This is a genomic window from Methylobacterium sp. GXS13 (assembly GCF_001455965.1).
In the GTDB taxonomy this organism is placed as follows: Bacteria; Pseudomonadota; Alphaproteobacteria; order Rhizobiales; family Beijerinckiaceae; genus Methylobacterium.
On the sequence record NZ_LKKO01000035.1, the window covers coordinates 16,433 to 29,713 of the forward strand.

13 protein-coding genes are annotated in these 13,281 nt (G+C 66.6%); 6 read left to right on the forward strand and 7 right to left on the reverse strand.

Going from position 1 to position 13,281, the window contains the following annotated elements; genetic code table 11:
* Window positions 1-22: 22 nt before the first annotated feature.
* The 5 genes from AO398_RS12855 to AO398_RS12875 form a co-directional block, all read right to left on the reverse strand.
* The gene (locus tag AO398_RS12855; RefSeq protein ID WP_058192438.1) at window positions 23-1,189 is read right to left on the reverse strand and encodes a Xaa-Pro peptidase family protein; all 1,167 of its coding nucleotides are present in this window, start codon (window positions 1,187-1,189) and stop codon (window positions 23-25) included.
* Window positions 1,190-1,203: 14 nt separating this feature from the next.
* Window positions 1,204-1,884 carry a GntR family transcriptional regulator gene (locus tag AO398_RS12860; RefSeq protein ID WP_058192442.1) on the reverse strand — a complete coding sequence of 227 codons (681 nt, stop codon included), beginning with the start codon at window positions 1,882-1,884 and terminating at the stop codon, window positions 1,204-1,206.
* A 70-nt stretch (window positions 1,885-1,954) separates the two neighbouring features.
* A complete protein-coding gene (locus AO398_RS12865) occupies window positions 1,955-2,752 on the reverse strand; it encodes a transporter substrate-binding domain-containing protein (RefSeq protein ID WP_058192443.1) in 798 nt (265 codons plus the stop codon).
* 66 nt (window positions 2,753-2,818) lie between these two features.
* Entirely contained in the window at window positions 2,819-3,502 is a 684-nt protein-coding gene (locus AO398_RS12870) for an amino acid ABC transporter permease (protein ID WP_058192445.1), read from the reverse strand.
* A 34-nt stretch (window positions 3,503-3,536) separates the two neighbouring features.
* On the reverse strand, window positions 3,537-4,343 hold the full coding sequence (locus AO398_RS12875) for an amino acid ABC transporter ATP-binding protein (protein WP_058192447.1): 807 nt from the start codon (window positions 4,341-4,343) through the stop codon (window positions 3,537-3,539).
* Window positions 4,344-4,558: 215 nt separating this feature from the next.
* Here AO398_RS12875 and AO398_RS12880 point away from each other — a divergent pair, with 215 nt between their 5' ends.
* The 6 genes from AO398_RS12880 to AO398_RS12905 are packed head-to-tail and all read left to right on the forward strand — an operon-like array spanning window position 4,559 to window position 9,901.
* The gene (locus tag AO398_RS12880; RefSeq protein ID WP_058192449.1) at window positions 4,559-5,602 is read left to right on the forward strand and encodes a hydroxyacid dehydrogenase; all 1,044 of its coding nucleotides are present in this window, start codon (window positions 4,559-4,561) and stop codon (window positions 5,600-5,602) included.
* Window positions 5,599-6,882 carry a Zn-dependent hydrolase gene (locus AO398_RS12885; protein WP_058192451.1) on the forward strand — a complete coding sequence of 428 codons (1,284 nt, stop codon included), beginning with the start codon at window positions 5,599-5,601 and terminating at the stop codon, window positions 6,880-6,882. The genes AO398_RS12880 and AO398_RS12885 overlap by 4 nt, the downstream gene beginning before the upstream one ends.
* A gap of 35 nt (window positions 6,883-6,917) precedes the next feature.
* Window positions 6,918-7,691 (forward strand): 5-oxoprolinase subunit PxpA, encoded by a 774-nt coding sequence (locus tag AO398_RS12890; RefSeq protein WP_058192453.1) that lies wholly within the window; start codon window positions 6,918-6,920, stop codon window positions 7,689-7,691.
* Window positions 7,684-8,418 carry a 5-oxoprolinase subunit PxpB gene (gene pxpB / locus AO398_RS12895; RefSeq protein WP_082643262.1) on the forward strand — a complete coding sequence of 245 codons (735 nt, stop codon included), beginning with the start codon at window positions 7,684-7,686 and terminating at the stop codon, window positions 8,416-8,418. Before AO398_RS12890 ends, pxpB begins: the two co-directional genes overlap by 8 nt.
* On the forward strand, window positions 8,411-9,445 hold the full coding sequence (locus AO398_RS12900; protein ID WP_058192455.1) for a biotin-dependent carboxyltransferase family protein: 1,035 nt from the start codon (window positions 8,411-8,413) through the stop codon (window positions 9,443-9,445). The genes pxpB and AO398_RS12900 overlap by 8 nt, the downstream gene beginning before the upstream one ends.
* A 42-nt stretch (window positions 9,446-9,487) precedes the next feature.
* On the forward strand, window positions 9,488-9,901 hold the full coding sequence (locus tag AO398_RS12905; RefSeq protein ID WP_058192456.1) for a VOC family protein: 414 nt from the start codon (window positions 9,488-9,490) through the stop codon (window positions 9,899-9,901).
* Window positions 9,902-10,441: 540 nt separating this feature from the next.
* On the opposite strand, the gene AO398_RS12910 is transcribed toward AO398_RS12905, so the two are convergent.
* Together AO398_RS12910 and AO398_RS12915 are read right to left on the reverse strand one after the other, a co-directional pair.
* Window positions 10,442-11,908, reverse strand: coding sequence for an MFS transporter (locus AO398_RS12910; protein ID WP_244498757.1), 1,467 nt, complete (start codon window positions 11,906-11,908; stop codon window positions 10,442-10,444).
* A 1-nt stretch (window position 11,909) separates the two neighbouring features.
* Window positions 11,910-13,280: an MFS transporter gene (locus AO398_RS12915; RefSeq protein ID WP_058192459.1), complete on the reverse strand. Its 1,371-nt coding sequence runs from the start codon at window positions 13,278-13,280 to the stop codon at window positions 11,910-11,912.
* Window position 13,281 lies beyond the last annotated feature (1 nt).

Below are 13,281 nucleotides of genomic sequence, written 5' to 3' on the forward strand. Positions count from 1 at the left end.
ACCTAACAGGTCTCTGGCGACCTCACCGCAGCGTCAGGGCGCGGGGCAGGTCCGAGAGTGGTTCGGCCCCATGCTCGGTGACAATGACGGTCTCGGATGCGCCGACGGTCCAGGCGCCATAGCTGCGCAAGGTCGCTGGCAGGTGAAAGACCATGCCTGGCTCGATCGGCCGGTCGACGCCGGTGAAGAGGCTGAGCAGACCACCCTCGCCCCAGTCAGGCGCGAAGGCGATACCCATCGAGTAGCCGATGCGCTTGCGGAAGGCTGGGCCGTAGCCCGCCGCGTCGATGATGGCTTGGGCGGCCTCGTGAGGGACGGAGCAGGGCCGGCCCGGTCGTATTGCGTCGAGGGCCGCGTCGAGGGCTCGCAGCGCGCAATCCATCATCCGCCGCGCCTCGGACGGCGGCTCGCCGATCCAGACGCTGCGCATCATTGCCGCATGATAGCGGGCATGGCTGCCTGCAAGTTCAAGGAACACCGCGTCGCCCGCTTCCAACCGGCGCCGGCGCCACGTCATGTGTGGCAGCCCGCTGCGGGGGCCGGACGAGATCAGGGGCTCCATCGCCATCGCCTCGGACCCGGCCGTCGTGGCGGCAGCAAGCATGGCGGCAGCGACCGCATTCTCGTCGTTGCCCACTGTGCAGGCGGCGATGCCGGCCGCGAGCCCGGCCTGCGCGTAACGGGCGGCGGCCCGGATCGCCTTCAGCTCGACCGCTGATTTCACTGTCCGCAGCGGGCCAAGGAGGCCCGACCCGTCCGGAACCAGGGCGATGCCGAGCGCCATGCCGATCCGCGCCGCCAGGGCGGGCGAGACGAACCAGCCGTCCCGCTCCAGCGCCAGCCGGGCGAAGCCTCGGCGACGCACGAGAGCGGCCAGGGCGTCGGCCGGGTCGGTCCCGTCCGGATAGGCCTGGATGTCGTCGAGCCAGGTATTGGCCGCCGCCCCCGACAATTCGAGCTGGCGCACCAGCAAGGCCGGCTCTCCCTCCACAGGCAGCACGAGGGCCTGAAAGGCGAAGTAGCCCGCCGTCTGGCGGCCGGTCAGCCAGTAGATCGCCTCCGGACCGGTCACCACCAAGGCATCGTGGCCGGCGGCGGCGATTGCAGCCCGTGCCGCCATCTGCCGCGCGGCGAACTCCGCCTCCGGGAAGGCCGCCTCACAGCCGCGCAGGTTCGCAAATTTATCCATCGCGCCGCCACGCCTCAGAATTCGCTCAGGCGGCGAATGATGCCCAGCTTGAAGTTTTCGAGATGAGCCGCGATGGCATCGGCCGCCGCCGCCGCGTCCCCGGCTCGCAGGGCGGCGACCACCGCCAAGTGCTCGCGATGCACTGCCTCGAACCGTTCGGGCATCCGGCTCAGGTTGAACATCTGCGTCTTGAGCCGCAGATCCTTAATCGTCTTGGCCAGGATCGCATTGTGACTGTGATCGGCGAACAGTTCGTGGAAACGGCGGTCGACCTCCCAGTTGCCAGGGGCATCCGGATCCCCCGCCGCCAGCAGCCCCTCGATCTGGCTCTGCAAATCCTCCAGCACGGCGTCGGCGATCCGGCCCGCGGCGAGCACGACGCTCTCCCGTTCCAGCAGGCGGCGGACGTGCAGGATCTCGATCAGCTCGCGCAGGGAGAACTCCTTCACGACGAGCATCCCGCCGGGCTGCCGCTCGATCAGGCCCTCGGTCTCCAGCCGCGACATCGCCTCGCGGGTCGGCGTGCGCGAGATGTCGAGCATCTCGGCGAGGCGACGCTCGTGCAGCACGGTCCCGGCCGGAAGGTCGCGCCGCACCAACATGTCGAGCAGCTTGTCATAGGCCATCTGACCCAGGCTCTGTTCGCGCCGGGCGTTGAGCGCCGTCGTGTACGACGATGCGTCAAGGGTCTTCATCGGTTCCTCCCGGAGCAGCCGGCCGGGCCGCCCCCGTCTTCTTGTCGGTATGCCGTGTCGCCGCGGCCTTTCACATGGCGTTCGTGCGGATCGGCTCCTTCGGCGCCGGGTCATAGCCGATCAGCGGGGTGACGAGCTTGGCATAGGTGCCGTCGGCGACTATCTCGGCCAGAGCTTTGTTGACGGCCGCATGCAGGTTCGGCTTCCCCTTCTTGATGGCAAATCCCTTCTGGATGGTGCTGAGCGGGGTCTCGATCATCACCAACGGCAGCTTGCGGGCCTTGATCGCGTAGTTGCCGGCCACCGCGTCGTTGATCACCGCGTCGATGTTGCCACCGACGAGGTCCTGCATGGCGTCCGCAGCGGTCTTGTAGCTCTTCAAGGTGGCGCCGTGGTCTTCGGCGAGCTTTCCGAACGTCGAGGCAGAGAGGGCGCCCACATTCCGGCCCTTTAGATCGTCCGGACCCTTGATGCCCGTATCCTTGCGGGTGACGATCCGCGCCCCGGATTCGAGCCACCCGTCCGCGAAGGCGACCTGCTTCTGCCGGGCGGGCGTGATGTCCATTGACTCGCTGGTGATGTCGTACTGATCGGCCATCAGGCCGATCAGGAGGGCATCGAACTTGACGTTGACGGGGCTGTATTCGAGCCCGAGCCTGCGGCAGACCTCGCGCATCACCCGGACCTCCAGCCCGTCGAGCTCGCCGCTCGGCGTACGCATGCTGAAGGGCGCGAAGGTGCTGTCGGTCGCCACGATCAGCTTGCCGGGCTCGATCAGTTCCAGCTTGCCCTCGGCCGCGCGGACCGCGGGAGCAGCCAGCAGGCTGGTGTAGAGGGCAGCGAGTGCGAGGAGGTGTCGGCGGTTCATGGCAATCTCCGATGTTGGGACGGGGCGAGAGGTGTGAGCCGCGGCCCGACCCGCGGCAGGCGCTGCTCAGGACAGACGGGCGTAGCGCCGCTCGAAGTAGGCGGAGAGCTGCGACAGGATCGACGTGAGGCCGAGGTAGATCAGCGCCGCCGCGATGTAGAAATCGAACGGGCGAAACGTGGTGGCGATCATAAGCTGGGCGTAGAGGGTCAGCTCGACCACCGTGATCGTCGAGAGCAACGACGTGTTCTTGACCGACGAGATCGCCTCGTTGGTGAGCGAAGGCAGGATCATGCGGAAGACCTGCGGCATTACGATCCGCGCCATCATGATCCGCGGGTTCATGCCCAAGGCCAAGGCCGATTCCATCTGACCCCGGGGGATCGCCGCGAGGCCGGCACGGATGGTCTCGGCTACGTAGGCGCCGCTGCTGACGCCCAGCGCGATGATCCCGGCGGTGATCGGCGACAGCTTCACGCCGATCTGCGGCATGCCGAAATAGACGATGAACACCTGGACAAGGGTCGGCGTACCCCGAATAAACCAGACGTAGAAGCTCGCCAGGGCCCGGAAGGGAGCGAAGGACGAGCGCTTGCCCAGCGCCCCGAGCAGGCCGCAGACCCAGCTCACGAGAATACTCGCCACCGTGACGCCGAGAACGACGATGGTCGCCGAGAGAAAGCCGGGGCCGTAGGTGACGACCTCTTCCGAGAGGCTGAGCCCCCAGTCCTGAATTGCCGTCACGCTCATCACCGTCCGAACTCCCCGCTGGATATGCGGCTGCTCACGCCGAGTGCTCGAGGCCGGTCGGCTCGTGCAGCACACGCCGGAGAAAGTGGCGCAACCGCTCGCTCCGAGGGGCACCGATGACTTCCTTCGGCGGGCCGTCCTCGGCGATCACACCACCGTCGAAGAACAGAGTGCGGGTGCCGACGTCCCGGGCGAAGGCCATCTCGTGGGTGACGAGCAGCATCGTCATCCCATCCGCCGCGAGGGAGGCCATCAGCGCCAGCACCTCGCCCACCAGCTCAGGATCGAGGGCCGAGGTCACCTCGTCGAACAGCATCACCTTGGGTGCCATCGCCAGCGCGCGCACGATCGCCACGCGCTGCTGCTGCCCACCCGAGAGCTTCGACGGGTAGGCTTGCCTCTTCTCGTAGAGGCCGATGCGCTGGAGCAGCGCCTCAGCTTCCTCCACCGCCTGCCGGCGCGGCATTCGTCGCACTCGGATCGGCGCCTCGACGACGTTCTCCAGCACGGTCATGTGCGGCCAGAGATTGTAGCTCTGGAAGACCATGCCGATCCGCGCCCGCAATTCGCAGAGCTGCTGCGGGGTCGGCTGACGACGGGCGCCCAGCTCGTAGTCAAAGGCGAATCGCTCGAAATCCATGAAGCCAGAGGTCGGCGTCTCCATGAGGTTCAGGCACCGCAGGAACGTGCTCTTGCCCGAGCCGCTTGCGCCGATGATCGACACCACTTCGCCCTCGTGGATATCGAGGGAGATACCCTTCAAGACCTCGTTGGCGCCGTAGCTCTTGTGCAGCTTCCTGACTTTCAAAAGTGGTGTCTTGGCGACTTCGGTCTCCGTCATCGTTCACCCTAAATCGCTATCATGGCTTCAACTTTGATTTAAATACTGTACTATTACTTGAGCGTATAGACATATTGGCTCTAACGTTCAAGAATATTACCGTGATCTGCTGATCTGTATTGGATTTTTATGTTGCCAATTTTGGGGCGATGCGATACTCTCTTCGGTATACCACCGGCATTCAAGCGGTATTTATGAGCAGGGCTGCCTCGTACGTGTCCAGTGAGCCTTCCTTCCCCCGTTCCCCCTCCGCGGAACCGTCGGGCGTCTGCCTCATCGTTCAGCCGATCCACGCAGCCGGGCTGGCCCGTCTCCGGGCGGCGGGGCTTGAGCACCGGATCGCCACCGACCTCGCCCCCGCGACTCTCGCCCGCGAGGCGGCCGACTGTGTCGCGGTGATCACGCGCAACGGCGGCTTCCCCGCAGAGGCGGTGCTGGCCGCGCCCCGGCTGAGGGTGATCGGGGTTCATGGCACCGGGACTGACCCGGTGGCCGTCCTCGAGGCGACGAGGGTAGGAATTCCGGTCGTCAACACGCCGGGGGCCAATGCCCAGTCCGTCGCCGAGCACGCGATCGGCCTGATCTTCGCCCTGGCGAAGGCGATCCCGCAGGCCGACCGGGCCATGAGGGAAGGCGACCACGATTTCCGCTACGGGGCGCGCCTCGTGGAACTCGCCGGGCTGACGCTCGGTCTCGTGGGGTTCGGTGCCATCGGGCAAGCGACCGGCCGACTGGCGGCGGCCCTCGGCATGGAAGTGCTCGCCTACGGCCCGACACGGCCCGCCTCCCATTTCGAGGCCATAGGAGCCGAGCGCGCCACCTCCCTGCCGGACCTCCTCGCCCGGGCCGACGTGGTCTCCCTGCACCTGCCGCTCACGCCCCTGACCCGTGGGGTGATCGGTTCGGGGGAGCTGACCCGCATGAAGGCTGGCGCTTTTTTGATCAACACCGCCCGTGGCGCCCTAGTGGACGAGGGTGCCCTGGCCAAGGCTCTCGCTGCTGGGACCATTGCTGGCGCGGGGCTCGACGTGGTGTCGGGGGACGCGCTCGCGCACGACCATCCGCTCCATGGGGAGCGGCGGGCGATCCTTACCCCCCATGTCGCGGCATCCACCGAGGCGGCCCTGATCCGTGCAGCCGAGCGGGTCGCCGGGCAGGTGGTCGACGTGCTCGCCGGCCGCCGCCCACCGAACCTCGTCAACGCGGAGGTCTGGAACCGGCGGCGGCAGGGTGAACCGTCCGCGGAGTTTCCGGCATGAACGGGTTAGAGGCTGCAACGGGCGCAGATTTGATCGCCATCGACCCGGACTTCTGCGCCGGACTGTTCGCGCAGCTCCTGTCCTTCAGTCGCGACGAGCCCGGGGTCACGCGGGTTGCCTACGGCGAGGGGGAGGAGCAGGCCCACGCCCTTATGCGAGCGACCGGGCTCGCACTGGGTCTGAAGCCCGAATGCGATGCCGCCGGCAATCTCTTCCTAACAATGGTGGGACGCGACCCGGCACTGTCACCCTGGATGGTCGGCTCGCATGTGGATACGGTACCGCACGGTGGTAACTTCGATGGTGCGGCGGGGGTGATTGGTGGCCTCGCAGCCCTTGAAGCCCTGCGCCGGCCGGCCGTCGTGCCGGCGCGCCCGGTGACGGTGGCGGTGTTCCGGGCCGAAGAAAGCGTGTGGTTCCCCGCCTCCTATGTAGGCAGCCGCGCGGCCTTCGGCTTATTGCCGCCCGACGTGCTCGACCTGCCCCGCGCCGATTCCGGCCGGAGCCTGCGCGACTACATGGCTGAGCTCGGCCTGCGGCCGGAGGCTGTGGCGCGGGGCGAGCGGCTGCTCGACCCGACGCGGATCCACGGTTTTGTGGAACTGCATATCGAGCAGGGTCCGGCGCTGGAGGCGACTGGGGTCCCGGTAGGCTTCGTCACGGCGATCAGCGGCAGCTTCCGCTACCGCAAGGCCGCCTGCTTCGGTTGCTACGGACATTCCGGCGCGGTCGCGCGGTCCGAGCGTAGCGACGCCGTCTTCGCCCTCGCCGACTTGATCACCGGTCTCGATGCCCTGTGGGGCACGCTGGAGGGTGAGGGGCTGCCCGCCACGATCACGCTGGGCGAGGTCGCCACCGACTCGGTCCAGCACGCCTTCGCCAAGATCCCCGGCGAGGTCCGCTTTTGCCTCGACGTGCGCAGCACCGAGCCAGCCGTTCTCGACCGGATCGAGGCGGCCTTGGCCAAATTGGTTGCCGCCATCGAAGCCGCCCGCGGTGTGCGCTTCGTCTTGGGCGAGCGCACGGGCAGCACGCCGGCCCGGATGAGCTCGGCGCTGATCGAGGCCCTGTCGGGCCATGCACGCCGGCTCGGGATGCCGTTCCGGACCATGCCGAGCGGGGCGGGACACGACACCGCGACCCTCGCCGGCCAGGGCGTGCCGAGCACGATGATCTTCATCCGCAACCAGAACGGCAGCCACAACCCGGACGAGGCGATGCGGATCGAGGATCTATGCGCGGCCGCGACGTTGGTGGCCCACCTCATCGCCGAAGCCTGATCCTGTAGAGAAAACCTGCGCCAAAGGATGCACCGATGATCGTCGATTTGAACTGCGACATGGGCGAGGGCTTCGGCATCTATCGCCTCGGCGACGACGCCGAGATGCTGACAGTGGCAACCTCGGCCAACATCGCCTGCGGTTTCCACGCCGGCGACCCGCTGGTCATGCACGAGACCCTGCGCGGCGCGTCCGCGAACGGTGTGCAAGCTGGCGCGCATCCAAGCTTCCTCGACCTCTGGGGATTCGGCCGGCGGCCGATCCACGGTGAGCGACCGGCCGACATCGAGAAAGCGGTTCTCTACCAAGTCGGTGCCCTCCTGGCGCTCGCCCAGGATGCCGGCTGCCCGGTGCGCCACGTGAAGACGCACGGGGCGATGGGCAACATGGCCAACGAGGATGCCGACCTCGCCCTGGCGGTGGCGCGGGCAATCCGCACTCTCGACCGCGACCTGATTTTCGTGGTGATGCCGGGCTTGGAGACCGAGAAGGCCGGCGAGAAGCTAGGCCTACCGATTGCGCGCGAGATCTACGCCGACCGCGCCTACGCCGATGACGGCACCCTAGTATCGCGTAAGCTCCCCGGCGCCGTGCTGCACGATCCCGATACCGTCACGGAGCGTGTGGCGCGGATGCTAGAGGATAGCGCGATCACCTGCTTGTCTGGCCGGCGCATCCCGACGCGGATCGACACCGTCTGCGTACACGGGGACACGCCCGGCGCCGTCGTTATGGGCCGCCGCTTGCGCGAGGATTGCGCGACCAAGGGGATCGCCGTGCGCCCGATGGCCGAGGTGCTCGGTGTCTGACCCCGGCTACCGGCTGCTCGATTGCGGTGACCGGGCCATGACGGTGGAACTGGGCAAGACGGTCGACCCCACCGTCAATGCGCAGGTCATCGCCCTGGACGCGGCGCTCCGCGGCGCAGGGCGCTCGGGCCTCCTAGAGACCGTGCCGACCTACCGCTCGCTTCTCGTCCTCTATGACCCGGACCTGCTCACTCGGGCCGACCTCGTCGCGCTGATTTCCGCGCACTGGCCGCCCCCGGATGGATCGGCGCAGGCGCTGCGCCGCTGGCGGGTGCCGGTCCATTACGGCGGCGAGCACGGTGCCGACCTCGCCGACCTCGCCGGAGGGGCCGGTCTCAGCCCTGAGGAAGTAATCGCCCTTCATTCCAATCGCGATTACCGAGTCTACATGATCGGTTTCGCCCCCGGCTTCGCCTATCTCGGCGGCCTCGATCCCCGCATCCATGCGAGCCGACGCACCGATCCCCGACCCAAGACCCCCGCGGGCAGTGTATCCATCGGCGGGAACCAGACCGGCGTCTCGCCGCCCCTGGAGTTGCCGAGCGGCTGGCAACTCATCGGCCGCACGCCCGCACGCTCCTACGATCCGGCGCGGGCTGAGCCGTTCCTGTTCACGGCCGGAGATTTGATCCGGTTCGACCCCATCGGCCGCGCCGAGTTCGATGCTCTCAGCGAGGCCGCCCGTGCCGGCGAGACCGTCGCCACTCTGGAGCGAATCGATGGCTGAAGGCCTGCGCGTCGTCGCCCCTGGTATCACCTCGACCCTGCAGGATGCCGGTCGGCAGGGCTACCTGCGCTACGGCATCTCCGGGTCCGGGGCGATGGATCCCGATCTGCTGGCCCTGGCCAACGCCCTTGTCGGCAATCTGCTCGACACGGCGGTGATCGAGATGGCGATGGTTGGCCCTACCCTCGTCTGCGAGGTGGAATCCTGTCGCATCGCCCTCGCAGGGGCGCCCTTCGCGATGAGTCTGAATGGGCGCATACTTGACTCCTTCACCGCCCACGACCTACGGCGGGGGGATCGGCTCATCCTGGGCGCCCCACGGCAGGGCTTACGGGCCTGCCTCGCGGTCACCGGGGGCTTCGCCGTGGCGCCGATGCTCGCCAGCGTCTCGACGCATACCCGCACTCGCCTAGGCGGCCTGGATGGCAATCCTCTCGCCGCGGGCGACCTGCTACCTCTCGGCGCGCCCAAGTTCAGCGACCGACCGCTGACCCTGCCGCCGCTCCACCGGCCACGTTTAGGCGGTCCGATCCGGGTTGTTCTCGGGCCGCAGGCTGACAGCTTCACCGAAGAGGGTCTGCGAACCTTCCTCTCCGTGCCCTACACGCTCACCGCGCGGGCGGACCGGATGGGCTGCCACCTCGACGGGCCGCCGATCGCCCATGCAGACGGCTTCAACATAGTCTCAGACGGGATCGTGAACGGCTCGATCCAGGTGCCCGGACACGGACGCCCCCTCATCCTGCTCGCCGACCGCCACACCACCGGAGGGTATCCAAAGATCGCGACGGTGATCACGGCCGATCTCGGTCGCCTGGCGCAGGTGCGGCCGGGCGAAACGATTGTGTTCGAAGCCGTCACCGTCGAGGAGGCCCAGTCCCTCGCCCGCGGGGCGAGACGTACCCTGGCAGCGCGACGGGCGGCCCTCGTACCGGCCGGCGGCGCAGAGCTCGACAGCGCATTCCTGCTGTCCTGCAACCTCATCGGTGGCGTCATCTCGGCGGGCGCCCTCGAACCGGCCGCCTGAGGGCGCGACGGTCCCATCCATACACAACGAAAAGGCTTATCGATGCTGACGCCATTCCACCTTGCTTACCACGTCACCGACCTCGACGCGGCGCGCCGCTTCTACGGCGGTGTGCTCGGCTGCCGGGAGGGGCGCAGCACGGAAACCTGGGTGGATTTCGAATTCTTCGGCCATCAAATCTCGCTGCATCTGGGTGAGCCCTTCGCGACGACCCGAACCGGAAAGGTTGGCAACCACATGGTGATGATGCCCCATCTCGGCGTGGTGCTGCCGCTCGACACCTGGGAGGCACTGGCCGCCCGCATTGAGGCGGAGGGGGTTGCTTTTGACATCCCACCGGTAATCCGTTTCGCGGGGGAGCCCGGCGAGCAGCGCACGATGTTCTTCTTCGACCCAAGCGGAAACCCCATTGAAATCAAGGGTTTCAGGGATCTTAATAGCGTCTTCGAACACTGAATTGCATTTGCAGTTAGCTCTTACGCGCCTGAATACCGGCTCGTACATTTCGCTACGCAGTCGAGCCGACGGGGGGGCGGAGCACTGAGGCGGATTGCCGTTGAATGTCCGCTTCGAGGAAAAGGAGGAAGGCGTTTAAATGACTGAAATGGGCGCAGAGCCGAACGACTGGTTTTGCGCTCATTGGCGATCCGGCATGACGTAGTCTGGCCGCAAGCGGAATGGCTGCTTTGGTGCAGCTGCGTCGAAGAAGCGGACGAACCCCTATCGCTCCAACGAAAACATAGGCCTGTGTGAATATCATCGCGAAAGCGGACCGCTACGGGTTCGGCTGGCCGGTCGATCCACCTCCACCCGATAGGTCCGAGGGGCCCCTTCTGCGTGCGCTTCGCAGCACGAGCGTGGCGCAGGGGTACGTCGCGATCTTGCCCGTCCTTGCACGACCCGCCGGGAAGCCTCCGGCGCCGGCCTGGAACGGCCGGCCGGTGGCGACCGCCGCCGCGGGATAAGGCGATGGGGCCGGTCAGCGGAGAGCAGTGCCTAGAGCGGGTCGTCGCGTTCGATCGGCTCGACCACCAGCAGCATCACCCCCAGCGCCAGGAGCGACGAAGCGCCGAGAAACAGGAACACGGCATCCCAGCTGTAGGCGTCCAGAAGCAGCCCGGTCAGGAAGGGAAACAGCGCGCCTCCGGCTTGGCCGCCGGTGTTCACCACCGACACGGCCAACGGATAGGCGTCCTTCGTCGTCAGCCCCGCGGGGTAGACCGTGAAGGACGAATACCCGACGTTCAGCAGGAAGCCGGTGAGAAACAGTAGGATCGCGAGGGTTACCGGCTCGTTCGGGGCGTGGACGAGCGCATACATCATGAACACGGTCGAGACCGTGCTGATTAGGATGGTCGGCTTGCGCCTCTTGCCGACGAGGCGGTCGGAGAACAGGCCACCCATGATGTTGCCGAGCACGCCCCCCACGAACGGAGCCGAGGCGACGAACCCGACGTTCATCAGCGAGAAATGTTTGACGTTGGTCAGGTAAGTCGGCAGCCAGGCGAGGATGACGTTGATGATGCCGGTCATCATCAGATAGCCGATGGCAAGACCCCAGATATTGCCGGACGCGAACGTCTCCCGGGCCGTGGCGATGGATCGGACCGATCGCCCCCGAATGACGCGATCGAGGCGGTCGAAGCGCGGCGCGACGGATAACGTCGGCCTCGCGGCGGGGGCGGGGCCGGCGGGCGTGGCCACGCGCCCGCTGGCGATATGGGCCGCCTCGGCGGGGGACACGAAGCGGCTACGCGCGGGCTCGTCCACCACGAGGACATACCAGAGCACGGCGAAAATCAGCCCCGGCAGCGCGCAGATGAAGAAGACATACTGCCAGCCGAGCGTGGCGATGATCAGCGCCCCGAGCGGCGGTACGATGACGGGTCCGAACTTGGCGGCCGCGAGGAACAGGCCGACCGCGGTTCCCTTCTCTTGGTCTGGGAACCACCGGTTCATGGTCGAGAGCATGGTGACCGGCAGGGGTGCCTCGGCAAAGCCCAGGGCGAGCCGATTCAGCTTCATCGACAACGCCGAGCTCGTCGTGCCCAGCAGTCCCGTGAACAGCGAGGTCAGGATCATGAAGATCGGGAAGATGATGCGTGTGCCAAGGCGCTTCACCAACAGACCTGCTGGGATCTGCATGACCGAATAGCCAACGAAAAACAGGCTGACGACCGCGCCCGCCTCGGTGTTGGTCATCGCGAACTCCTTCTTCACGAAGGGGAGTACGATCCCGATGTTGGCCCGGTCGGCAGCAGCCAACGTGTAGACGACGAAAATGAGACCCATGACGACCCAGCGATATCGGGTCATCTGCTCCGTCGCGGGAACCGACGCCCTGGTGGCTGCGCCTCTGGCCATGTCCGTTTCCTCCGATCGCGCGCCGCGCCTTGTTCGAGCACGGTGAGCGTACTCCGTCCTTCGCCGACGCCGCCCGCAGGAGCCGCCGGGCTGTGCCACCTCAGCGTCGCGGTGTCTCCGCCGCGGCGGTGCGGAGGATCGGCTCTCGCATACTGACCACGGTGAGGAAGGTCAGCAGCGAGGTCGAGGCGAGGAACAGGAACACCGCGTCCCAGTCCGCCCAGTCGAGCACCATGCCGACCACGAAGGGCGCGAAGGCGCCGCCCAGCGAGCCGCCGGTGTTAACAATGGCCGCCGCCAGCGGTGTCTTCTCCTTGGCGGTCAACCCCATTGGATAGACGAGGAACGTCGAATAGCCGAGGTTGAGCAGAAGACCCGTCGCGGAGAACAGAAGCGCCAGCAGCCACGGGTCGGCCGGCGCGTAAATGAGGCCGTACATTGTGACGATCGTAGCCGCCGAGGTGAGAAGCATCATCGGCTTGCGCCGTCCACCGAGGAGCTTGTCGGAGATCAGGCCGCCGAGCACATTGCCGATGATCGCGCCGATCCATGGCGTCGAGGCGACAAAGCCCATCGCGAACAGCGGGTACTTCTTCACGGTGACTAGATAGGTCGGCACCCAGGTCATGATTGCGTAGGCAATGCCGACCATGAAGAAGTATCCGATCGCGCAGGCCCAGATGTCCCAGGAACGCAACACCTCGCGGGTTGTGGAGAGCGGTGCGCAGGTGCGGGCTCGGATCAGTCTGTCGAGGACGGGCATTTCCCTCTGCACCGGTACAGAATTGCCTGCCGCCGCCGCGCCGCGCCCCGTCTCGATGAGCGTGCGTTCGATCTCGGAGACGAACCGGCTGTTCTGTGGCGTATCGCGCACCAGCAGCAGCCACGCCGCAGCCAGCACGAAGCCAGGCACCGCGAAAATGAAGAACACCTCGCGCCATCCGAAATGGTAGATGATGAGCGCGCAGAGGGGCGGCACGAGCGCGGGTGCGGCCTTGATCGAGGCCATGAACACGCCCGTGGCTGTGCCCTTTTCCTGGGTTGGGAACCAGCGGTTGATGATGGTGAGGATGCCGATATTGATCGGTCCCTCGGCGACCCCCAGGGCGGCGCGTCCGATCTTGAGTTGCAGGGCACTGCCGGCAAAGCCCATGAAGAAGGTCGCGATCGAGGTTGCGATCATCGCCAGGCTGAACGGCCAGCGCACACCAAAGCGCTGATAGATCAGGCTGAACGGTACTTGGACGATGGCGTATCCGATGTAAAACAAGCTCGCAAGCGCGCCGATATCGGTATTCGAGAGTTCGAATTCCTTCTTTATATAGGGAGCAACAACGCCGATATTGGCGCGATCGGCACCCGCGATGAGGTAGATGAGGAAGCACAGGGTCAGCACGACCCAGCGAAAGCCGCTCTTGGCCGGCCGAGCTGCGGCTGCGGCGGGCGGGTCCAGGGCGAAGTCGGCACGCATG